This is a genomic window from uncultured Fibrobacter sp. (assembly GCF_937877005.1).
GTDB lineage: Bacteria > Fibrobacterota > Fibrobacteria > Fibrobacterales > Fibrobacteraceae > Fibrobacter.
In genome coordinates this window covers 1-24,398 of sequence record NZ_CALEFV010000051.1, presented here as the reverse complement: position 1 = coordinate 24,398, position 24,398 = coordinate 1, and the positions used below count along the sequence as shown (strand labels likewise).

Sequence of the window (24,398 nt, the reverse complement as noted above, 5' to 3'; positions counted from 1 at the left end):
GTATATTGAATCCATAAAGAAATATTAATGCGATATCTTTTACGATTTCGTTGAAAAAGACGATATATGGTGGGAGATATTTATGAGAAAAGATTATTTTAAGGGTGTACTGAGCTCGCTTCACGCCGGAAATATCGAGAAGAAGGTATCGCTCGATTTTGTGACGCTCAAGAGCTACGAATACTGGATCCGCATGATGCGGATTAGCAAGAGTTTTCCCGATGCGGATGACTGCATCGCCATTTTCCCGAAAGAACGCGCCTCGCGCGTACTAAAGGACCTCTCGGACCACTTCGAAAGGCTCAACGCCGAAGAAGACCGGATTCCCATCTCCAAGAAGAAATCCTTCGTCAAGGAAGCGAACGTGACCTATGCCGGAAAGAGGCTCCGCTGCAACGAGGACAGCGAGGAAATGAGCGTCGCCTACCAGAGGCGCCAAATGGCTGTCGTGCGTTTCAACGATGTCATCGACAGGTCGTGCTCCATCAAGGACATCAGCGACTTCGTGCGCAATTACCTGTGCGGCGAGGGAATTTTCGACATTTCCTCGCAGAAGGTGTTCTACGAAAGCGCCATGCGCGAACTGAAAAACTTCCTGAAAGAGAATTCCGAAGTTGACGACGGCTATTTCAGGCGCCTAAACATCGTGCAGAAGGCTTTCAACCTGAACGACGATGAGATGGAAATCCTGATGTTCTCGTGGATCTTTTTCAACAAGGAGCAGTGTAGCTCCCTTCTAGACATGCTGGGCTCCCGAAGGTTCCATAACGCGACCCTTCCGGACATTTTCCCGCAGCTTTACCCGAATGTCGATTTCGAGAATACCGTTTCGAACAGGGGAACGCTCAAGAAAATGAGCATCCTGGACGACGATCTCGACATTTCCAAGCGCATCGGCATGTTTCTGGACGGTCATTCGGGAAGTGATCTCGACAGTCTCTACTTCCGGGTTTACGATAGCAACTGCGTACCGTTCAAGAAGCTCTGCCGCAAGAATCCGAAGGTGGAACTCGCTTTCAACATGCTCAAGCACAACAAGGTAGGCAATGGCCTGAACATGTTCTTCTACGGTGTCGAAGGCACCGGCAAGACCGAACTTGCGAAAGCAATCGCGAAGGAACTCAATCGCCCGCTCGTGCTCACCAACATCAGCACCGAAGGCTCCCATCGCGAAAACAAGGACAATTCGGTGGTACGTAGCCGTATGGGCAGCATCCTTTACGCAGCCACCAAGTACCAGAAGAAGAAGGCGATCCTCCTAGTCGACGAGGCCGACGTAATCCTCAACTGCTGCGAAAAGGGTGCGCTGAACTTCTTCCTGGAGCAAATCAAGGTACCCGTCATCTGGATTTCGAATACGGTGAACTGGATCGAAAATAGCACGCTGCGCCGCTTTGACTATTCCATCCATTTCGACCGCCCCGACGCCGAGAGGCGTACGCAGGTATGGGAATCGGTGGTGAGCGAGCAGGGAGCAAAGGACATCATTCCCGAAGAAACCATGAAGAAGTTCGCCTCCGAGCTCCAAATTACGGCAGGCGGCATTACGCAGGCGATTGTCGGCACCAAGAAGTTGCTGGACGCAGGCTGCAAGGTAGACCCGGCAAAGACAATCCGCACCATCGCGGAAGCGCAGGCCGAGCTCCTGAAACTAGACACGGAATATGTGAATCGCGACAAGGAGACACGCGCCCCGCGCTACCTTCTCGATGCATTGAATACCGATGCGGACATGCCAAGAATCCTGAAGGTTCTGAGTACATTCGATGCGAAATGGAAGGACATGAAGGAAGGCGACCGCCCCGACAGCCTGAACATGCTCCTCTACGGAGCACCGGGTACCGGCAAAACGGAATTCGCGAAGCATCTGGCGCGCACGCTCAACCGCAATCTCATTATCAAGAAGACGAGCGATCTCTTGAACTGCTACGTGGGCGAAACGGAGAAGGCAATCCGCAAGATGTTCAAGGATGCCGAGGAGAAGAAGGCGATTCTCTTCCTCGACGAAGCTGACAGTCTTATCCGCGACCGTAGCGGCGCCACCCACAACTGGGAAGTAACGCAGGTGAACGAGATGCTCACGCAAATGGAGAACTTCAAGGGCATCTTCATAGCGGCAACGAACTTCGAGGGGGAACTTGATACGGCGTCCCGCAGGCGTTTCGCGCTGAAGGTGAAGTTCGGCTACCTGAAGCCCGAAGGCATCGAAGCATTGTGGAAGGGCTTCTTCCCCACCGTGCAGATGCCCGACGCAGCCCGCAACATGCGCATGCTCACTCCGGGCGACTTCAACGCGGCCTATGCCACGCTCCGTTTTTACGACGAGTGCGAACTCACCGATGGCGTCATCCTAGAGGCGCTCAAGTCCGAAATAGCCTACAAGGACGGCCGCGAAGGCCGTACCATGGGGCTGTAAAGTTTTCACATTTATATATTCGTAATATGCTACACTTAAAATTCGCCCTGAATCTGGAAAATCTCGCTGATGAAATGATTGATACACTCACAGCCGCCTGGACCGACCCGTTCAATGCCCCGGTCGTGATATTCCCGGACCCGAAACTAGAACAGTGGTTCCGCCTGCGCTGGATGAAGAAGAAGGGTGTGCTCGCCAACCTGAACAAGAGTACCATTGACAGGTTTTTGTTTGATATTTTGGTGGGGGAAGATGACACGAAACTCAAGCTTTCGGCGGATATGGTCCGTAATGTGATTCTTGCGTATTTGAGCCAAGAAGACGAACTTGATTCAACGAAAAAGCATTGGCAAACGCTGGCGCCTGAGGTGTGTCGCTACCTTAGTGGCGAAAACGGCAATTTGGATGAAAATTGTCTTTTTGATTTTGCTTCAAAAATGGCGTCGCTGTTCCTCGAGTACGAAACGAGTCGACCGGCAGGCTTTGCCAGAAATGTGAAAGGAGACGCTCCTGGCATTTTAGAAAAATGGAAAGACGGAGCTCTGCGACCGTTCTTTTCAGAAAACAACAATGCAGACGATATCGTTGAGCGTGAAGCTTGGCAGCAGAAACTCTATTCAGCCATTTTCCATGGAAAAGACAAATCCTTGCTGACACGGGTTTTTGAAAAAGAAAACCAACGCAAGGGGCGAACTGAAATTGAACAGAAGATTGACTATCTTACAATTCCATATCTTTTCAGTTTGTGCGAAGAACGCGAAAAAAAAGGCGAGAAACCCTTTTTTGAGAAAAAACTGAACGGGGCTCCTGTTTTCATTTTTGGTCTCTCGGGAATGGGGCAGTTCTATCGCGTAATTTTGCAAAAATTTGCTGAACAGCACGAAATTTTTGCTTACATCCAAAATCCGTGTATGGAATTTTGGGAGGATTTGGGATCAGTCCACGATAACAGAAATGTGTGTAGATCATGGAATGTTTCAAAGGACGGTGAATGGAACTCTGCAGAAAATGCGGATATGTCCGGCATTAAGGAGCGCATGAGTGTCCAGAAGATTGTTGATAATCCAGAAAAGAATCCCGTGACGGATGTCGAAGACATTCCGGAAAGCGCTTTAGCCGACCAGGAAAACGCACTGCTTCTGAATTGGGGACGAACCGGCAGGGACAATATCAAACTTTGGTGTCAGGCTTCAGATTACGATTTCAACTTTCAGGGCACGGGCAAATCCGATTTACCGCAAGACAGCCTTTTACACAAGGTGCAATATTCCGTAGCGCATCGTGAATCGCTCCGCGACGTAAATTTGCCGGAATTGACAGACGGCTCGCTTGACGTGACTGCGGCTCCCACCAGAATTCGCGAAATTGAAAACCTACATACCCAAATTTGTGCGCTACTAGACGACGAGAAAGTCCGCGTTGAGGACATTCTTGTTGTATCGCCGTGTTTAGACGAATATCGCACGGCAATTAGCATGGTCTTTGACCAGACTGCAGCCAAACCTGATGAACGAACGAAAAAAGAAAACGGTTTTTTGCATGTCCCATTTGCGATTGTTGATTCGCCTGCCAGGAATTCACTTACCGAAAATGCACTAGCGAGCCTATTTGCGATTCTGAATCAAAGAACCGTGACAAGACCCGACTTTTTCGCCCTAGTACGAAATCCGGTTGTGCAGTCTGCACGCGGAATCAAGAATGACGAAGTCGATGCCTGGCAACAGTGGGTGTCTGACACGAATACCTATCGATGTCGCGATAAAAACGGCGGAGACTGGAGCAAGACGGTTCGCCGCTTGCTGCTGTCGCAGATGACTGCGGAAGATTTCGCTTATGGAGAAGCCGAAAAGTTACGTCCTTATTCCGATATGGCTTGTTCAAACAAGGCTTCGCTGTGCCGATTCATAGAATGTGTCGAAGATTTGGAAAAATGGATCGAATTCGGCAAGCAGGATTGTACTAACTTGGGACTGCTTTCGGAATATCTGGATAAATGGATTGCATTGAGCCATGTATCGGATTCTCTAAAAAGTGAATCGATTGTCTACAAACGCGTTGCCGAGGGCCTGGAACAACTACATTGGCAAATGGAAGCTGGGTCGGACAGCATTTCGATGAAAATTGTGGAACAGAGCCTTTTGTATGCTGCTCAAGGAACGGAGTACAGTTGTGGAAACTTGTTCGTGAACGGCATCACCTTTATGAAGTTTGCGCCTAACAGAATTCTTCCTGCAAAGCATCTCTTCTTTATTGGAGCCGATGCAATGTCTTTCCCGGGATCTCGTCAACGAAATACGCTTGACCTGCGAAAGTCCTGTTACCCATGGCCCGGCGACGATTCCCCGGTAGCTCGCAACCGCTACGGTTTTTTGTGTTTGCTGATGAGTATAAGCGATAGTTTCCATTTGAGCTATGTTAATCGTGATCTTAAAAAGGACGCCGAATTCTATCCGTCTTCTGTTGTGATCGATTTACGGAAATTTATTGAGAATTCTGCAGCTGTAGGTGAAAACGGAAAAAAGCCTAAGTGGGAAGAAAAAGAAATTTCGCTTGACGAAAATCGGGATTATGATGAATTATGGACGCCCCGGAGCCTTAGAAACAGAAATGCGTACGAATGGATGAACTTGGGTGAAGAGGATCGGCTTGAAAAAATCCGCACATTCGTCCAGGAAAAACTTTACCAGGAAATTTCTAAGCCAAAGGAATATTTGGTAAAGATTCCTGAAAGAGTGAGCTTCTATTCGTTGGCCTCGTTCTTGAAGGATCCTTTTGAATTCCGCGTTGACACAATGCTTAGGGAAGAGAATGATGAAGATGTCGAAAAGGAACTCTTCGAACCCGTTTTCTTTAATCATCTGGATGTAGCTTCGATTTTAAAGAAGATGGTCGCTGCAGAATTATCTGAAGGAACGACAACTAGCGAAAAGCAAGAACTTGAAAAGTTGCAGGAAGATCTGGAACTGAGTGGCAAGATGCCCAAAGACGTCTTTGGACAGAAGCAGCTTGACTTGCTGAATGTAAAGAAAAAACTGATTATTGACCAAGTCAAGGCGAAAGGAGAATTCTCGACTGGATGGAGCTTTGGCGGAAAAATTCAGGACTTGCAACTTGCCCGTACCGATGGAACCCATTGGTCCTTGTCGGGAAGATTGGACTGGTGCAACGCGAATTCAAACTCGCTCGAAAAGGTAACGCAGATCATGGAGGTGACATCTTCTGAATCCAACAAGGACGATATTGCATTTGGCAAGTACATGTCGCCATACATCAAGGCTTTGGCGCTGATTGCGTACAAGGGTGTAAAGGATGATTCCTTGACAGAAAAGTCACAGACCATCAAAATTTCTATTTATTCCTGTGACAAAGGCAAGAACGGTCCTGCTGAAACTAGCGTCACGATGACTCCGCATGAAGCCACGAATAAATTGGAAGAAATTTATGCGGAGGCTTTTGGCGACGAAAAAAACAGGACTTTCCCATATAGTAAATCCGTTCCGGCCGACATGCTGGAAGGCTGGCCTAAGAAAACCGAAGACAAGACTATTTTTGAATATAGGAACGAGTTGCTTGGCGAGCATGGGAAATGGGCGTATTTCGACAAGAAAAGTCTTTTTAATCCCCTAACGGATGTTGGATTTTCAGCAAAAGAATTTGAAGGCGAATGGGATGCTGCCGTTAGTAAAATGAAAAATCTTATTAAGATTGAGAAGTACAAAACGCCCGAAAAACCGAAAGATGAAAAGCCTGCAAAAGTGAAAACAACCCGATCCAAGAAGGCTGAAAAGTAGAGGTGAACATGAGCAACGGTAATGAATTTAAAATTAGCGAATTTAAGACGGGAAATAGCCTCTATATCGAAGCCTCCGCGGGTACTGGCAAGACTTACACCATCCAGTTGATGGTGGCGCAGATGATTGCCGAAGAGACTCCTCTCAAAAAAATCCTGATTGTCACCTATACCGAAAAAGCTGCCGGTGAACTCAAGGATAGAATCCGCAAAAAAATAGACGAGGTGCTAGAAAAGGGAACCATAGACAAGACCATGCCCCGTCTGACGGAAAAACAGCTGAACCTTTTCCGCAAGGCTTACCAGGATGTCGATAATGCAGCAATATTCACGATTCATTCGTTTTGCCAGAAAGCGCTGAAGGAATACGCCTACGATGCGGGACGATCTTTTGATATGTCCATGATCGATGATGGTGCGGTCATAAATTTGGTAGAACAGTTCATTCGCGATAAGTGGAAAGATGATGAGGATTTCAAGGCCTTGGTCTTGGGCGCCGAAAAGACTTCGACCTTCATGGACGATTTGAAGGAACGGTTTGTAAATGCCGTAAACCTGTACAAGGGAATGAATTCGGACGGAAACGAAATTGTAAAACTTGATAATGTAGAGTTGCCGAAACTGGGTGATGAAGATGTGTCCATAGACATGGTGCGTCAAATAGTTTACGCCAGAAAGTTGAACGATTTAAATATCATCCCTAATTTTGCAGAAAGTGTCAAGGCTTTTGAACGTACCGCGGAAAAAGATGAAAAGGCAAAAGTTTTTACAGAGCAACTTCAACAGTGGCTTCCCGGAAAGAAATTGTACAATGGACAGACTTTCAGAAAGTTCAGTGGTGATCTGGAAGAGCCTTTTGAATGCATAAAAAATGTCAACAAGTATTTGGCAGAAGTGTCAAACGCTTTAAAAAATAAATTCCTTGTTGAATGGACTCCCAAGGTTTTTGAAACCTGGCAAAAGTATAAGTGCGAAAACAAGCTGCAATCCTTCAATGACATGATTCTGTCGGTACATCAGGCAGTACTTGCTTCGGATAATTTGCTCAAGATGCGACTCCGGAGTCAGTACAAGTATGCAATTATTGATGAATTCCAGGATACAAATCAGCTGCAATGGGATATATTCCGACAGGTGTTCCTGAAAGAAGATGGTAAATGTGTAGAAAACCATTCCATCTTTGTGGTTGGTGACCCCAAACAGTCTATCTACAGCTTTCAGGGCGCAGATGTCAATGTCTACAAGAAGGCTATTGATGAAATAGGTGTGGGGATGCCCTTGGAGCATAATTACCGCTCAACGGACGGAGTTATTGACGGGTGTAACGTCTTGTTCCGTGGAGAATACTTTACGCCTGCACAAAATCAGCCGAAATTGGTGGACTTTAGTAAGTCCTATGCTCCCGAAGGTGAAAATGCCGATAAAAAGAAGGCTCCTCCTCTTCTTCTTGGTCAAAATGTCAATTCCATTTGGCTGAGTGAACCTGAAATCACTCCCGAAAATTATGCAAAGACAGTTGTCGCGAAGATCATCGAATGGTGTTCCCGCGATGAAAGTGGAAACACCGTGTTGCGGGTTTTTGACAAAGACGCCAACAAGGATGGTCATTCGGAATACAAGAATGTGACTTTTAAGGATTTTGCCATTCTAGCGCGTTCGCGTCCTGAAATGGAAATCTTTGAAGAGACGATGCGCTCGGTCGGTGTGCCTTATACGCGCTACAAGGAAAGCAACCTGTTCCGTAGCCGTGAATGTGCCGAATGGATCGCTCTTTTCCGCGCAATTAACGCTCCCGATTTTTCATCCTGGAATAGACAGTTGCTGAGCGAAGTCTTGATAACGGATTTTTTCAAGGATGTCGTTTCCGAAAAGGCAAAACAGTCTATATCGCAGGCAGGCGCCCATGACGGACTTCTGGAATTACATTATGCCGAAAGCAAGGAGTTCGACAACCCACAAAATGCAGAACGAATGCAAATTGCCAAGTGGCGTTCGCTTGCACTGAAGTTCCGTTATGCAGAAATGCTTGAGCAAATTTACGAAGATACGGGTATCGAACAGACCCTGATGAATGTCAAGACAATGCAGAGCATGACTCGCCTGCGACAGATTGGAAATTATGCCGTTGATTACCTGTACAATCATCGTTGTTCCATTGACGATTTGGTTAGACACCTAGAAGGACTTGCTCGCTATGAGGAAGTTGCCGATGACGAAAATGGAGACTTGGTCGAAAAGGGCACCGATTTCGATGCTGTACAGGTAATGACGATTCACGCATCCAAGGGACTTGAATTCCCGGTGGTTATTTCGGCTGCGGGTTACAAAAAATACAATGACAAGACTACACCCCCGTATATTTACCATAACATTCAAGACGATTCAATACACATGGGCTTTGGTTCGGAAGCGAAAAGCGCTCGCAAGGCAGAAGAGTTGGAAGAATGGAAGCGCCTATTCTATGTGGATTTCACGCGAGCGTCATCTATCCTTGTTTTGCCTCAGTATAAAAAGTGGTATGAAACGGGGCGTAGCGCGGCACCGGAATACACCTTTCTAAAAAATGCGATTGAGGACTATCGCAACCCCGAATCAAAAGCACCCCTTGAAGACCTTGTTACAGACTGCCAGTGGGACCCTGCCGATAAGTATGCGGATGTAGTTAAAATTCTGGCAAAACCTGCAGAAAATTCCGATTACACTAAGGCAAGGGAGGAAGCTCTTGCACGAATGTCCGCTTTGCAGAAGAAACTTCCTGGCAAAGCGATGATGCAGTATTCCTATTCGTCTCTTTCTGGCCGTGGTGAATCGGTGGTGGCGGAAGCCGATGATTCTCGCACCGACAAGGATGAATCTGGATTTTCAGACTATCGTTCCGAATTAACGGAGGATGTTAAGATAAATGCAGTAGATCCCGAAGTCGTCACCTTGTTGCCGTCTATAGATATTGTCGGTACCGAGACTGCTCTTTTGAATGATGTCGACGAAAAATTCCCGCGCGGAAGCAAGGTTGGCGATGCTTTGCATAATATCCTGGAACGAACCCGCTTCCAGAAATTCGGAGAAAAATTTAAAACTATTAAAGACATCTTGGAAAAACCGACGCCAAGTTTCTTGAATGCGGTTGAAGAGGAATTCAAGGCCGTTTCACTCCCCATCGCAAGCCATCCAGAATGGAATAAGGTTGTTGGTCGGTTTATGTGGAATACATTAAATGCGGAACTTCCCGAAATTGCCGGCGGATCGTTTACGGGCGGGAAACCTGTAAAATTGGTATCGCTCCCGCTAGAAAGTCATAAACCCGAAGTACAGTTTGGCCTGAATGCCGATTTTTCGAACGACGAAACGAAATGTTCTGAAGAAAAAACAGCCTCTCAATTATTGCGTCGGCTGTGCAAGGGCTTTATCGACTTGGTGTTCGTCCGCGAAATCGATGGACGAAAATATTACTCCATTTTGGACTGGAAATCGGATATGCTTGAAGCCTACGACGATTCTTCTGTCAAGAAAAAAGTGGATGAGGAGTATTCTGTTCAGCGCGTGCTGTACAGTTTTTGCCTGATCCAGTGGTTGAAGCAATTCTACGGCAAGGGTACTGCGGAAAATTTGATGGAAGAAGAAATTTTCAGTAAACATTTTGGAGGCATTTACTATGCGTTCCTCCGAGGGACTGATGGACAGAGTAATCGTGGAATCTATGCCCAGACATGGAAGGATTATGCGACTCTAAAATCCGCTTACGAAAATGTCAAGAACTTGATGAAAAGCAGGAAGGTGTAGAATATGAATTCAAATAATTCTTTTGAAACTTTCTTTGAAACCCTGAAGAATATGCGAGGCATTGCTGACTTGAATTTGTATTTAATGCGGTTCCTGATCCAGCAACAACCAGAAATTGATGGGAATACGCAGAAATTTCTTTGCCTCTGTTTTTCGTTGTGGGATGATGGCAATACGCGTGTCCCTCTGGATGCCGCTAAATTTGAGAGTATCTGGAATCGCAAGTGGAACAGTCTTAAAAAATTGCAAGAAAGTCTTGATACGACTTCGGAATTCCATGATGGAAACCAGCTTGACTTCAAGCAGATCATTTTTGCCGGAATAGAAAGCCTTAAAGAAAAAAATTTTTCAAAAATTCTGACCGTGAAAACGGAATGCAAGCTGAATGAGGAGGAATATGCGGGAAAGTCCATTCCCTCGACACCACTTATTATGACGAAGGTGGATGGAGAATGTCCTTATCTTTATCTTGAACGTTTTTTTAGGGCGAAATTGCTGATTGAAAAGTATGCAGGATTGCTGTTCGTAGATGTTTGCGATAAGCTACCTGACAATGCGGAAATCAAAAAATGCCAACAGTCGATTGCCAAGATAGCTTCCTATAAAAAGAATGGAAAGTTTTTCCCGCTACAGTTGAATGAAGAACAGGCGGAGGCCGTTCTTCGTGGGCGGAACGAGAATCTTGTAATTACGGGTGGCCCTGGCACCGGAAAGACAACGGTTGTCCTCTATATTCTCTGGAGCCTCTTGACTCAAGAGGATTTAAAAACTCCCAACGACGAAATGTGCGACTATTCAGTATACCTTGCGGCCCCGAGTGGCAAGGCGGCCGACCGTATGCAGGAAAGTTTGCAGAAAGGTTTGAAGGGTATTAAGGAGGAATACAAGGAAAATTCCAAAGTTTACAAAAAACTGAAGGATTTGGAAGGTTCGACAATTCACCGATTGCTCAAGTTTTCGCCTAGCAAGGGAGGCTTTACTTATAATGCGAAGGAGCAATTCTCCGAAAAGTCAATATTCGTGATTGACGAGGCGAGCATGATTGACGTGAATCTGTTTGCGTCGCTTTTGCAGGCTATTCCGGAAAAGGCGAAGTTGTTCATTTTGGGGGATCCGTTCCAGTTGCCGTCCGTTGATGCGGGGGCAGTGCTTGGCGAAATTCTGAAGCCGAAATCGAATAAAAATTTTTGCGTTAGATTGACGAAAACGAATCGCTATTCGGATGATTCTGTTATCGGTAATTTGGCCGTTGAAATAAAAAAGTGTGTCGAAGACGGAGCCAAGGCGCAAGAGCATGTTTTCGTGCTGCATCCGGCTTTAGCCAAGATTGCGAAACAGGAAACGAATCTCGTAGACAAGGTGTTCTATTATTCTGCTCCGACTGAAAAGCAGACTAAAAAGCAAGAAATCGAGAACATTGAAACCATCTTGAAGTCGTGGGTGGGTGATTTTGCAAATCTACCCAGGATGGCCATGGAGCTGGATCCGTCAAATCTCGATATTACAAAGGGAAATGCCATTTGGGAACTTTCGCTCACGAAACGCATTTTGTCTGCCGAACGACGCGGCGTTTTTGGGGTGGAACAAATAAATAAGGTCGTATGCAAAGTTGTGCGTGAACATTACAAGCGCATTGTGCAGAAAAAATTAGAGCAACAAGGTGATTTTGTTGACACATCCTATTTCCCAGGACAGCTCTTGATGGTTACCAAGAACCAATCAATGTACAAACTGTACAATGGCGATACAGGAATCGTTGTTTATGATGGTACTACCCCTTGTATCATGTTGCAAAAGTCTGAAGCGCAAAAGAATGCGGAAAAAGAGACGGATAATCCATACGTTTTCTACCCCCTTTCCCTTTTGCCTGCCGATGCCGTGGAGAGCGCCTTCGCGATTACCATCCACAAGTCGCAGGGTTCCGAGTATGATCACGTGACGATGTTCCTCCCTAAACAGGAAGGCCACCCTCTTCTGAACAACCAGATCCTCTACACCGGCATCACCCGCGCCAAGAAGACCGTCACCCTCATCGCGACCCCCGAAACCTTCAAGGCAGCCTGCGAGACGGTCATTGAGCGCGACACGGGTATAGAGATCTAGCCCAATGTCCCGTTTTTGCAAAAATCAACAGCGAAAATTGACGTTTTTCGTCTAAAAACGCCAACCTGTTGAAAATTTTGCAACGGAAATCGTCAGTATTTTATAATATGTAAACATTTCTTGTCTTTAATTGGGTAAATTTATAGACATGCCCGAAGTATTAGACTATTTGGAATACCGCGAGTTCCTGAAGGACTGGTTCGTCGAAACGAAGAAGGACAACCCCTTCACCTCGTACCGCTATCTAGGCCAAAAGACCGGCGTGGACCCGGCCTGGCTTGTCCGCGTATTCCAGAAAGAAGGTCACCTGAACGAGGGGACGCTCCCTGCATTCATCCGCATTTGCGGCCTTGACGACCGTCGCGCCGAATATTTCAAGACTTTATATCGCTTCAACAAGACCAAGGCGAAGCAGACGCTTTCGGAGCTCTACTACAAGCTCATGGAACTGCGCTCCCTGGAAACCCGCGTACTCTCGACACCGGAACTTTCCTATTTCGGCAGCTGGGCCTGCGCGGCGCTACGCGCCCTGATTGGCATTTCCAAGGACACGAGCGACATCGGCAAGCTCGCCAAGAGTCTGAACCCGGCCATTTCCCAGGACGAAGCCCGTACGGCGCTCGGCATCCTGAAGCAGCTCGGACTTGTCGTTCCCGATGGCAATGGCGGCTGGAACATTACCGACCAGATCATCAGTACGGGGGGCGAAGTCAAGAGCCAGGCCGTACGCGATTTCCACCGTCACACGCTTGAGCTCGCGCAAGAATCCATCGACCGCCACAAGCCCGAAGAACGCGACATTTCCTCGGTTGTCTTCACGGCCGACGAGACCGACCTGCCCGAAATTCGCCACCGTATCGAGGAATTCCGCCGCGGACTGCTGCAATTTGCCCGCAAGAGCGAACGCGCCGACCGCGTATATGCATTGAACATCGCCATGTTCCCCCTCTCCGACAAGGTGGACGACCCGGATACGGGTTCCTCCACGCCAAACAGGGGGGCCTGATGCGCAAATTTTATAATTTTTTGTATTTTTCAAGCATGCTAGACCGTTCCGTCAATGCTGCGCGCATCGCGAAGACGCTTTCCGGCGTTTCCCTGGCCCTCGCCTTTGGGCTAGGTTTTTCCGCATGTAGCGATAGCGAGAACAAGACGGCCGGCGGCGGCCCCAGCGGCACCGAAGCAGGCAACGCCATCACCGCACAGATTCTGACCGCGGACAAGACTCCCGCAGCCCTCGCCAAGGTCCGCCTGATGGATAGCGAAAGCCTAAACGGAACCGACGCATACGAAACCGACGCCAATGACGACGGCATGGTGAATATCGAGGGCGTTGCCGACGGCGACTACATTCTCGAGGCAAGGCTGAACGGCGAGGCCCTGCAGCAGCACGTGAAGGTTTCAAGCGAAGGTGTCGATCTCGGCAAGACCACCCTCAAGTCCACGGCGACGGTAAAGGGATCTGTCGGCGATACCTCTGCAAACGGAACCATCAAGGTTCGCGGCATGGAACACTCCACCAAGGTCAAGAAGGGCGACTTCACCCTCGATTCGCTCCCGGAAGGCCCCCTGAGCCTGGTCTACATCCCCGAAGGGAACGGGGACACGACTAGCAGCTACGTGGCCGTTTCTGCCGGCGAAAAGTCTATCGCAAGCACCTTCGCCGAAGAAAGCCGCTCGCTCCTGCTCGACGATTTCCAGGATTCAAACTACCAGAACCGCTTCATGCCGGCGCATGTCTATGATGGCGGCTGGTGGTACTTTGACTATTCCGCCGAAAACGTCACGCCGGAATTCGTTGTCGGCAAGGAGCACCGTTTTTCGCTGGCAAACCTGGACGGCAACATCGTGGCACATATCGCCGCCGAATTTGGCGAGGTCGTAGAGGATTCTTCCGGAAACGCCATTTGGCCCTGGGCGACCATCGGCATCGAACTAGGCAAGAGCGACAAGTCGCTCTGCAACGATATTTCTTCCGTCGATTCCGTGGCATTCCTCGTCAAGGGCAAGGGCGCCATCGTATTCAGCGTCATCAACGAGAATCTGGAACAGGATCATCAGAAAATCATCCAGCACGAACATGGTCTCGCAGATAAGTGGGAACGCGTGAGCATTCCTTTACAAGATGCCAAGGAAGCACTCAAGTGCGCAAACCAGCTATCCTGGGACTTTAAGACCACGAACGAGGATTCCTCGTTCGAACTCTGGCTTGACGACATCGAACTGATTGGCGGCGACCGCTTAAGCATCTGGGAAAAGTGATGCCTGCAAACGCAGTCCGTTCCGTTTCGAGCAACCAAGACGACATATACCGAAATTTAGAGGCCGTGGTGCGAAAATACGCCGCCACGACCTTTTTGCGTCCCATAGCGGAACACACCCGCGAATCATTCGCTATTGCCAACAAGTTTATCGAATCCTTCGCTGCGGGCAACACGCTCGTTCTTGACTCGGGGTGCGGCACAGGCGAAAGCACGATACACCTCGCGAAAAAGTTTCCGGGCATTCCTGTCATCGGAACCGACAAGTCGGCCGTCCGCCTTTCGAAGGCGCAGCGCGGCGACATTCCCCCAAACGCCATCTGGATTCGCGCGGAACTCATCGACTTCTGGCGACTTGCGCTTGAAAAGGTCATGGCCGGAGAATGGAATGTCATACACCACGCCCTCTACTATCCAAATCCGTGGCCTAAGGAAAGCGAGGCGACAAGACGGTTCCACCTGCATCCGATTTTTCCGACACTCCTCAAGCTGAGTCCCGTCACGGAGCTGCGCACCAACTGGGAAATCTACGCTCGCGAATTTGCGGAAGCAGCCCGTATCGCAAGCGATGCGCTCCCGCTCAAACTTAGCGCGGAATGCTCATCCTTTGCTCCCGCCATTCCCGAAACCGCCTTCGAACGCAAATACAAAGAAGCGGACCAGAAACTCTACAGAGTCCTAGTCCGCCGCTAGTTTCGTCAAATCTATCCGGAAGGATTACATCCTGTCCTTGATCCAGCTCAGGAACGCCTTGTTGTTACGGGTGAACTTGACTTCGATGCGGGAGCCATCTTTCACGATAAATTCCGAAAGACCATACTTCTTTTCGGGATTGCCCCAGTCATAGGTATAGCCGAGGCGCGTCCACGGGAATCCATCTTTGCCGTATGCCCTGCCACGCGTCTCGTCGAACCAGTTTTTGAACCACATGGCATTTTCACTCGTATCCTCCTCGAGGGAATTGGAGAAGGTCGTGTTCATGATGGTAGAATTGATTTCCGGATAGAATGCGGGACGGAACACGTCCTTGACATCGGCCCAGAACACTGTAAAGTAGCTGTAGTTCGTTTCGGGCGACATACCAAACAGCTGCTTGAGACGGAGTTCCCAGTTGTCCACTTTCTCATGGTTCTCGCTGAACCACTTCAGGAATTCCTTGTCGGTAAAGGCCCAGATGACCTTATCGGTATGTTCGACATTTTCACCGTCCTTGAAAGCATCTGGGGTGTTGTGCCAGGTCACGAGCACCACCTGCGAATTGTCGCCGCTCAGGGTCGCAAGGTCGGAATTACCATCAATCGAGACTAGCGGATATATGTCGTCCGAAGTCAGTTTCTGAGCATTCTTGAGCGCCGCCTCGTACTGGGCCCTATTCAGGGAATCCCGATCCATGAACGAGACCGAGTTGCCCTTGGTATCGATCACTTCGCAGTAAGGAATGTTGTGGAATCCTTCGGAAACCTCGTTCTTCTTGAAATACTCGATAAGCAGCTCGTCATTGTGCGAGAACAGGTTATCGTTCTCAAGGAACGAAATGACGATTTTGCAGAAACCCTTATCGGGAATCTTTACCGCATAGGGAAAAGCCTTCTTGCCATTGTCGGTCGTATCGAGCACTAGCTTGTTGCCATCTTCGCCGCAGCGGTATTCGTAGCTATAGAGCGGAGCGAGACCAGGTTTCATTTCACTTATGAACAAATTATCCTGTTCACTGCTCCAGCCCGACTTGACCATTATTTTCTGCTGTCCAAGCGTCATGTACTGGGGTTCGATATTTTCGCAGTAGAAGGCCGCCTGGCGGAAGACGCCTATGATTCCGGTCTTGTTGCGATAAACATTGGGATCGTCGGGATTAAGCCCCTTAGAACAGCCTGCGAGTGCCGACAGGGAAAAGGCAAGGGAAATAGAAAGGTTGAGTAGAGTTTTCTTCTTCATCATCACTAATATAATAAATGGGGAGCCCTTCCCGCTCCCGGCCTCCTACTTCCTACTATCAACTTTTCTATCTTTTAAACCGTAAAGAAACATAACGAGGTCTATCATGACATTTGAAGAAATGTACGCACTGGCATGCCAGCGCAAAAAAGAAATGCCCGAAGGCAAGGGAACCACGGAACTCTTCAAGAAGGGCCCGCACGCCATCGGCAAGAAACTCGTCGAAGAAGCCGCCGAAAGTTGGCAGGCTGCCCGTTTCGAAAGCCGTGACGCCCAATGTCTCGAGCTTTCCCAGGTGCTCTACTATGTGGCCGTGATGATGGCCGAAAAAGGTTTAACCCTCGAAGAAGTATACGCAAAACTATGATTAAGGTCGCTCTCCCCAATAAGGGCATGCTGTTTGAGCCCACCCAGGAACTCCTGAAGGCCTGCGGCTACAAGGCTTCCAAGCCCTACAAGACATTAACACAGCTCGACACCAAGAACGGCATCGAATTTTTCTTCCTGCGTCCGAGCGATATTCCCATGTACGTGGGACGCGGCATCATCGATGCTGGCATTACAGGCATTGACTTCAATGCCGAAGCAAAGAGCCCCGCAGTGAAGGTCCTGGACCTCCCCTTCGGCGCATCCAAGATGTGCGCCGCCGTGCCGAACGAAAGTCCGGTACAATCGCTCGACGAGCTCAAGGACAAGACCATTGCGACTAGCTTCCCGCACATCGTGGAAGGTTTCTACAAAAAGGACATGAACTTCGTGGTGCTCGAAGGCGCCGTCGAAATTTCCGTGAGCCTCGGCGTGGCAGATGCGATCGTCGACGTGGTCGAAACGGGAACGACCCTTAAGCAGGCCGGACTCCGCATCGTGGGCGAACCGCTCTTCCGCAGCAACGCAGCCCTCTTCTGCAACCCTCAGAAGACCGAACTCGAAGAAGTCCACACGCTCATCCGTCGCATCGAAGGCAAGCTTGTCGCCCAGTCGTACATGATGATCGAATACGACTGCCCCGCCGAGCTCCTGGCCAAGGCTTGCGAGCTCACGCCGGGTCTCGATGCCCCGACCGTGACCAAGCTGCACGGCCGCGAATGGTACTCCGTAAAGGCCATGGTTCCACAAGAAGAGGCGAACTCCATCATGGACAAGCTCTGGGATGCCGGTGCAAGGAGCATTCTCCTGTTCGGTATCAAGAGCGCAAGAATTTAACGCATGCATTCTCTCGCCTATCTAGCACGCCAGCCCATCCTCGATCGCGAAGGCAAAATCTACGCCTACGAACTTTTGTTCCGCGACTCGCCTGAAAGCGATATCGCCGTCATAGCGAGCGATGTCCTCGCTACAGCGCAGGTACTCGAAAATGTCCTGAACAATATCGGCATCCAGCGTCTGATCGGCAAGAACAAGGCCTTCGTGAACTGTAGCCGAAACATGCTGCTCGACAACCTGTTTGGACTTCTGAACCCGAAGTATTTCGTTCTCGAAGTTCTCGAGGATGTCCTGGTGGATGACGCCATCGTGAAATCGGTACAGCGTTATCGTTCGCTAGGCTTTGAGCTTGCAATCGACGACTTCATCTTCAATGACGAATTCATCAAGCGTTTCGAGCCTCTGTTTCCCTACGTGTCCTACATCAAGATGGACGTGGTGGACAACTCGCTCGACTCCATGACGAAGGCCGCCACCTTCTTCAAGCAGAAGGGTATTCGCCTGCTCGCCGAAAAAGTAGAGGACGAGGCGACTTTCAAGCGCTGCGAGGAAGCGGGCTACGACTACTTCCAGGGATTCTTCTTTGCCAAGCCCGAACTCGTGACAGGCAAGAAGATTGACGCCACTTCGGCGACTATCCTGCAGCTGCTTCTCCGTCTCAAGTCCAAGCCGAACCTCGAGGACCTCTGCGAATTCCTGGACAGGAACCCGGACCTTTCCGAAAACCTGCTACGTTTCGTGAATTCCGACGCACTGACTCGCCACGGAACCATCAGGACGGTCAAGGACGCCATCGTCTGGATCGGCATCCAGCGCATCCAGGAATGGTTGATGCTCATGCTTTACGCGCGCCCAGAACTCGGCATGACGCCACAGGCGTCTCCCCTGTTCCAGAATGCAAGCCACCGAGCCAAATTCCTCGAGAGCCTCGCCCGCACAATCGACAACGAAGACAGCGATTTTTGCGCAAAGGCTTTCATGGTGGGGCTCATCAGCCGCATGGACGCCCTGGTACGTGCACCGCTCGAAACAATCTTGCCCGACGCCCCTGCCGACGACGAAATGCAGGACGCCCTGCTGAACCGCAGCGGACGCCTCGGCAACCTGCTGCGACTTGCCGATGCCGTCGAACTCGATGACCGCGAATCGATACGCATTTGCCTGACGGACCTCGGACTGAACTTCGCTCAACTCAAGCTCTGCATCAACGAATCATACAGTTTCGCCAATGAACATTGAGCCGCAAAGTCTCGAAGCACTGATAGGTGAATTCGCCTCGCTGCCAGGTATCGGACAGAAGACCGCCCGGCGCCTCGCCTATCACATACTGACATGTCGGAAAGACGATGTCCAGCGCTTTGCGGAAAATCTGATAAACGCATCGGTCAGGGTCCATCCCTGTGCGCGCTGCCATGCCTTCACCGACGAGGACCTCTGCCCCATCTGCAGAACAAGGTCCGACGCGAAGTCAATCTGCGTCGTCGAGAAGAGTTCGGACATCGTGCCCTTCGAGCGCTCGGGCATTTACCGAGGTCAGTACTTCGTGCTGGGCGGAGTCCTTTCTCCCCTCGACGGAATCGGTCCCGAGCATCTGCATCTGTCCGAACTCGTGCAGCGCATCAAGACGGAAAATATCGAAGAACTCATTCTCGCACTCGGTTCAAGCCCCGAAGCCGACAGCACGGCACTTATGCTCGACCGCATGTTGCAGGGAACTAGCGTGAAGCGCACACGACTTGCTCGTGGCATCCCGATGGGTTCGGATCTTGAATTTGTAGACGAAGTCACCATGCTCCGCGCCTTCGAAGGGAGAGTCAGCTTATGATCGAAAAGCAAAACAAGCCTCATCACGCTCCAGTCGTCGTTGGCGGATTCAAGATCATTTCGGCAGAATTTGTCAAAGGAGCGACAAGCCTCAGACACCTTCCCGAAGAGCGGCTCCCGCAAATAGCCTTCCTCGGGCGCTCCAATGTGGGCAAATCCTCGCTCATGAACGCCCTTCTAGGCCGCAAGGACCTCGTTAAAGTGGGAAGAACCCCCGGAAAAACCCGCGAATTAAACTTTTTCAAAATCAACGGGAGTTTTTTTCTTGTAGATTTACCAGGTGTAGGCTTTGCGAAGGTCAGTAACAGCAAACGAGACCAGATGGCGGACTTTATCCGCGAATACGTGGAAAAATGCAAGGACCTGAAAGGACTCGTTTATCTGGTGGACATCCGCCACGGCGGACACGCGATCGACATCGAAACGGTCGAGAACATCCGCGCCTCGGGTTGCCCCGTGCTGATTGTCGCAAGCAAGCGCGACAAGGTAAACCAGTCGGAACTGGCGAAGGGACTCCGCTCCATCCGCGAGAAGTTCGGGCTGGATTCGAATCCGCTGTGCGTGAGCTCTTTCAAGAAGGTCGGCCTCGATCACTTATGGGAAAACCTTCTGGAAGCCTTGGGTACGGCAGGAACCGTGGGACAGGTGAATGGAAAAGAAGAGCTATAGAAACTGGCAAAGGCTGACGCTTCCGGCGAGGATGTTCCACTCGCTTGGCCTTTTCATATTGAACCGTACATGGGGACAGCTCATCGCACTGTTCATCAAGGCCATCGCCAGTCTATTCTCAAGCAGCCGCAGTTTCAAGACGGACTCCCGAAACATTATCCTGCAGACTTTCTTTACGGGTGTCGAGATTTTTCCCATTCTCTTTGTCGTTGCAACCCTGTTCGGAACAATCGTCATTATCGAAGTCATAACCATGATGGGCAAGATGGGTTTCTCGGACATCATCGGAAGCCTCATCGTCGTCGTGATCATCCGCGAGCTGGGTCCCATTCTCACGGCATTCCTCATTGCTGGCCGTAGCGGATCTTCGCTCACGACCTATATCGGAAGCATGGTCATCAACTCCGAAGTGGACGCTCTCGCCAGCATGGGAGTCGACCCGATCCGATACCTAGTCATGCCGGGACTCATCGGCGGTTGCATCGCCATGTTCATCATGAACATTTTCTTTAGTGTAAGTGCCATCTGCGCAGGCTACCTTGTAACTAAGGGCGCGATTATCCTAAGCGGCAACATCATCAACATTCAGCTGACCTGGACATACCTGAGTAACGAAATTCTGAACGCCATCACGCTGAGCGACTTCGTATTCATCATCCTGAAGCCGCTCGTATTCGGAGCCATCATCACGACCAACGCTTGCTACCAGGCCCTAAACATTCCTCGCGACGTGCGCCAAGTTCCCAAGGCGACATCGCGTTCCGTCATCAAGTCCTTCCTGTATGTCGTTATTGCCGACGTGATTTTATCGCTATTCTATTTTGTCGATTACATGAACAACCTTTCGATGATTATCTAATGCTAGACGAAGCCTTAAAGATGGAAGATGTTCACCTTGCGTATCGCGACATCGCAGGGACGGCTTTCTCGACGCCGAGAACACTGGGTTTCTTCAGGCCCGACGACTACGACCCGCAAAAGGAACTGATTGCCGGGGCGAATCTGATTGTCAAGAAGGGCGAAACCATCTGCATCGGAGGTCCGTCCGGCCAGGGCAAGAGCGCAATTCTCCGAATCATCGCTGGACTGATCCGTCCTACCCGCGGAAACCTCTACTACTTCGGGGAATATATTCCACCTGAAAGATTGACTGCACTCGAAGTGGCCAAGCGCCAGGTCGGAATGGTGTTTCAGAACGGAGCGCTGATTTCAAATCTCAAGGTCCGCGACAACATCGCCCTGCCCCTACGATACCATAAGATGGGCACGCCGGCAGAAATCGACGAAAAGATCAACATGGCCATGGACCTCATGCGCGTACGCGAAGAAGCGGACCTGTTTCCGCACATGCTCAGCATGGGCATGCAGAAGCGTGTGGCAATTGCCCGCAGCTGGGCCATGGACCCGAAGCTTTTGCTGATGGACGAACCTACGGCCGGTCTTGACAACTACAACCGTCGCAACCTGCTTCCGCTGATCGACAACATGCGAATGCTGTTCAAGACGACCATCATCATCGTGACTCACGACCTGGTGATGTCCAAGGAACTGGACTGCAACATCTGTTTCCTGCACAAGAAACAGCTGACAGAACCCATGCCATTCGACTATTGGGTCAACGCGAACAACGACATTTCCAGGGAACTGTTCCGCGATTTGCGTACCAGCGGGTAGTAGAAAGTGTGAAATGTGAAGTGACAAATGAAAAATTCGTCATTACGCATCTCACATCGCACATTCTGAGTTCTAATTTCTAAACTCTATTTTCTACATTCAAAGGTATGCTACTTCCCTTACCAGACGATTTTCATGCCCACCTCCGTCAGGGCGAACTGATGCCCGGATACGTTCGCGATCTCGTGCAGCAATTCGGCCGCGCGATTATTATGCCGAACACCGTTCCCGCGATGACAAGCGCAAAGGCGATTGCCGATTACAAGGCTCAAATTCTCGATGCCGCCAGGAGCGTGCGTCCCGACTTCGTGCCTCTCATGACATTCAAGCTGAACCCAAACTACACGGAACAGGACCTGAAGGACATGATGGCCGTGGGCGTCGTCGCCGGTAAGTACTATCCCGCAGGTGTCACCACGAATAGCGCAGATGGCATCAGTGATTTCGAGGGAATCTTCCCCGTAGTCGCCATGATGGAAAAACTCGGACTCATACTCTGCGTGCACGGCGAGGAACCCGGCGAATTCTGCCTGGACCGCGAACCCGCCTTCATTAGGCGCGTCGAGACCTTGTCGGCAAAGTTTCCGAAGCTGAAGATTGTCTTTGAGCACCTGAGTTCCGCCAAGTCCGTCGAGGCTGTCAAGAGACTTCCTGCCAACGTAGCAGCAACCTTCACGGTACATCACCTGATGATGACCCTCGACGATATCGTCGGAGACGCCCTCAGGCCGCACCATTTCTGCAAGCCGCTGCCGAAACGGCCTGAAGATCGTGCCGCCATCCGCGAAGCCGCCTTCAGCGGCAATCCAAAGTTTTTCCTCGGCACGGACTCCGCACCGCACCAGCTGAGCAAAAAGGAATGTCCGTGCGGTGCGGCGGGCGTCTACAGCGCTCCGGTAGCAATTCCGCTACTCATTCAGGAATTTGAACGCGCAGGCCACCTCGACAAACTTTCGAACTTCATCGCAGGTTTCGGAGCCGATTTCTACGGGCTTCCGCGCACCACCCAGCAGATAGAAGTGGTCAAGGAATCATGGGTCGTGCCCAACATTGTTAACGGAGTCGTTCCGCTTGCCGCAGGCCAGACCCTCGACTGGAAAATCAAGGTCTAATTCTGTATATTCAACCGTCGCAAGGATTACTATGGCATTCATTCGCGCAATTCTATACTACCTGACTATCGGCATTTCGCTCTGTTTCATCGGAATCCCCTACATGCTCTTTAGGGGAGGCCTGCTCGGACAGTGGCAAGAATGCACCCGTGTGTGCGCCTCCTTCTTCAGGGCCGTTTTCAGGATTTTCGGCATCAAGCTCGAAATTGTGGGCCAGGAGAACATTCCAAGCGACAAGCGATTCGTCATCGTAGCTAACCACCAAAGTTTCCTGGACATCAACGTGCTATGGCCCTCGATCGCAATCACCGCGTTTATTGCAAAGGGCGAACTCTGGAATATTCCCCTGTTTGGCTGGGTGCTGACAAAGGTCGGTTGCATTCCCGTAAATCACAAGGACCCGCGCAAGAACGCTGGAATGGGCAAGCTCGTCAAAGACAGACTTGAACATAACTACACCATCACCGTGTTCCCCGAAGGCCACCGCAGCACCGATGGTCGCCTGCTACCATTCCAGAATGGAATATTCAGAATGGCAAAAGATAACCTATTTCCCCTTTTACCGATTACATTGGTAGATACAGGTAAACGACTTTCCAAGGTAAAGTGGGCGCAGACTCCGGGCGTGGTGAAAATTGTGGTGCACCCGCTACAGACTCCCGAAAGTTACGCCGAAAAGACTATGAACGATTTGCGCAACGAGATCCATGACATGATCGAATCCGCGTTGCCCTACAAGCAGGCCGAAAACGCCGAAGCATCCAAGGAGGCATAGAATGGCTCATAACTTACCTAGCGAAGACCAGATTATCGCAATTCTCCGCGACGAACCCATGGTCGGTAGCCGCCTGCGCAGCGCACTTGGACTTCCTAAAAAACAGAAAATGGCATTCAAGCAGATGCTCGCCGACATGGTGGAACAAGGCTTGCTGAAGCGTACCAGCCACAAGGAATACCAACTCGGCGACGGAGAACCGGTCGAGGAAAAGCGCGAAAAGCGCATTAAGAAAATCGCAGAACAGTATCCCGAAGATAACCGCCGACCTGGCGCCCGTAGTCGCCGGCAGAACGACAAGTCTACCGAGACCCGCGTAAAGCGCGGCATTCTGCACAAGATTGGCGACGAAGACTGGGAAGTCCACGAGCTTGAAACCGGAAAGGTCTACGAGATGTGCCACCGCAGACAGGCGCCCGGTAAGGAAGGCGAAACAATTAGCTTTACGCTGTATCCGCATCCGAAGCTGAAGCACAGCTACCTCGCCAAGGTCGACCGCAGCGCCGAAGCGCTGAACATTAGCTGGGAAGAAGTCAAGACCAAGTTCATGGAAGATGCAAACCTGCCGAAGGACTTCAGCCCCGCCATCAAGAAATATGTGGACAGCGTCAAGGAACCGTGCGGCAAGGACTTCAAGGGCCGCGTGAAAGACGGCCGCGTGCTTGAGGTATCCGTCAAGATCTTTGATGCCGACTGCTACGCCTTCCAGCCCTTCTACAAACTCCAGAAAGCCACGGCCAGCGCATGGGTAGGCAAAGTTGTACATTTCATCTCCGACGGCAAGGACAAATGCTACGCTGAGAACGCCTTGAACGAAATCTTCGCCGCGCTGAACGTGCGCGCCTTCGATTACAAC

General features: G+C 50.2%; 17 protein-coding genes and 1 pseudogene. 17 read left to right on the top strand and 1 reads right to left on the bottom strand.

All coding sequences use genetic code 11. The annotated features are described in order from the left end of the window. The first annotated feature begins 82 nt into the window (after positions 1–82). From Q0628_RS02985 to Q0628_RS02955, 7 genes are all read left to right on the top strand, one after another. Positions 83–2,416, top strand: coding sequence for an ATP-binding protein (locus tag Q0628_RS02985; RefSeq protein ID WP_298768092.1), 2,334 nt, complete (start codon positions 83–85; stop codon positions 2,414–2,416). A gap of 26 nt (positions 2,417–2,442) precedes the next feature. After that, the gene (locus tag Q0628_RS02980) at positions 2,443–6,207 is read left to right on the top strand and encodes an exodeoxyribonuclease V subunit gamma (protein WP_298768091.1); all 3,765 of its coding nucleotides are present in this window, start codon (positions 2,443–2,445) and stop codon (positions 6,205–6,207) included. An 8-nt stretch (positions 6,208–6,215) separates the two neighbouring features. Then, a complete protein-coding gene (locus tag Q0628_RS02975) occupies positions 6,216–9,986 on the top strand; it encodes a UvrD-helicase domain-containing protein (protein WP_298768090.1) in 3,771 nt (1,256 codons plus the stop codon). A gap of 3 nt (positions 9,987–9,989) precedes the next feature. Then, positions 9,990–12,089 carry an AAA family ATPase gene (locus tag Q0628_RS02970; protein ID WP_298768089.1) on the top strand — a complete coding sequence of 700 codons (2,100 nt, stop codon included), beginning with the start codon at positions 9,990–9,992 and terminating at the stop codon, positions 12,087–12,089. A gap of 148 nt (positions 12,090–12,237) precedes the next feature. After that, a complete protein-coding gene (locus Q0628_RS02965) occupies positions 12,238–13,095 on the top strand; it encodes a TIGR02147 family protein (RefSeq protein WP_298768088.1) in 858 nt (285 codons plus the stop codon). 35 nt (positions 13,096–13,130) lie between these two features. Beyond that, on the top strand, positions 13,131–14,351 hold the full coding sequence (locus Q0628_RS02960) for a hypothetical protein (protein WP_298768087.1): 1,221 nt from the start codon (positions 13,131–13,133) through the stop codon (positions 14,349–14,351). Next, positions 14,351–15,043: a methyltransferase domain-containing protein gene (locus Q0628_RS02955; protein WP_298768086.1), complete on the top strand. Its 693-nt coding sequence runs from the start codon at positions 14,351–14,353 to the stop codon at positions 15,041–15,043. Before Q0628_RS02960 ends, Q0628_RS02955 begins: the two co-directional genes overlap by 1 nt. Before the next feature lie 24 nt (positions 15,044–15,067). Here Q0628_RS02955 and Q0628_RS02950 read toward each other — a convergent pair whose 3' ends face one another. Then, positions 15,068–16,285, bottom strand: coding sequence for a hypothetical protein (locus Q0628_RS02950; RefSeq protein WP_298768085.1), 1,218 nt, complete (start codon positions 16,283–16,285; stop codon positions 15,068–15,070). 106 nt (positions 16,286–16,391) lie between these two features. On the opposite strand from Q0628_RS02950, the gene hisE reads away from it, so the two are divergent. From hisE to Q0628_RS02900, 10 genes and pseudogenes are all read left to right on the top strand, one after another. Continuing rightward, on the top strand, positions 16,392–16,652 hold the full coding sequence (hisE, locus tag Q0628_RS02945; RefSeq protein WP_072812962.1) for a phosphoribosyl-ATP diphosphatase: 261 nt from the start codon (positions 16,392–16,394) through the stop codon (positions 16,650–16,652). Then, the gene (gene hisG, locus Q0628_RS02940) at positions 16,649–17,488 is read left to right on the top strand and encodes an ATP phosphoribosyltransferase (RefSeq protein ID WP_298768084.1); all 840 of its coding nucleotides are present in this window, start codon (positions 16,649–16,651) and stop codon (positions 17,486–17,488) included. Before hisE ends, hisG begins: the two co-directional genes overlap by 4 nt. A 3-nt stretch (positions 17,489–17,491) precedes the next feature. Next, a complete protein-coding gene (locus Q0628_RS02935) occupies positions 17,492–18,727 on the top strand; it encodes an EAL domain-containing protein (protein ID WP_298768082.1) in 1,236 nt (411 codons plus the stop codon). Then, positions 18,717–19,313: a recombination mediator RecR gene (gene recR / locus Q0628_RS02930; protein WP_298768080.1), complete on the top strand. Its 597-nt coding sequence runs from the start codon at positions 18,717–18,719 to the stop codon at positions 19,311–19,313. The genes Q0628_RS02935 and recR overlap by 11 nt, the downstream gene beginning before the upstream one ends. Then, entirely contained in the window at positions 19,310–19,981 is a 672-nt protein-coding gene (gene yihA, locus Q0628_RS02925) for a ribosome biogenesis GTP-binding protein YihA/YsxC (RefSeq protein ID WP_298768078.1), read from the top strand. Before recR ends, yihA begins: the two co-directional genes overlap by 4 nt. Further along, positions 19,962–20,840: an ABC transporter permease gene (locus tag Q0628_RS02920; protein ID WP_298768077.1), complete on the top strand. Its 879-nt coding sequence runs from the start codon at positions 19,962–19,964 to the stop codon at positions 20,838–20,840. The genes yihA and Q0628_RS02920 overlap by 20 nt, the downstream gene beginning before the upstream one ends. Beyond that, positions 20,840–21,655 (top strand): ATP-binding cassette domain-containing protein, encoded by an 816-nt coding sequence (locus tag Q0628_RS02915; protein WP_298768076.1) that lies wholly within the window; start codon positions 20,840–20,842, stop codon positions 21,653–21,655. Before Q0628_RS02920 ends, Q0628_RS02915 begins: the two co-directional genes overlap by 1 nt. A gap of 107 nt (positions 21,656–21,762) precedes the next feature. Beyond that, positions 21,763–22,767: a dihydroorotase gene (gene pyrC, locus Q0628_RS02910; protein WP_298768075.1), complete on the top strand. Its 1,005-nt coding sequence runs from the start codon at positions 21,763–21,765 to the stop codon at positions 22,765–22,767. A 31-nt stretch (positions 22,768–22,798) separates the two neighbouring features. Then, positions 22,799–23,542 carry a 1-acyl-sn-glycerol-3-phosphate acyltransferase gene (locus Q0628_RS02905; RefSeq protein ID WP_298768074.1) on the top strand — a complete coding sequence of 248 codons (744 nt, stop codon included), beginning with the start codon at positions 22,799–22,801 and terminating at the stop codon, positions 23,540–23,542. A gap of 1 nt (position 23,543) precedes the next feature. Continuing rightward, positions 23,544–24,398, top strand: a pseudogene (locus tag Q0628_RS02900) (hypothetical protein); the annotation flags it as partial.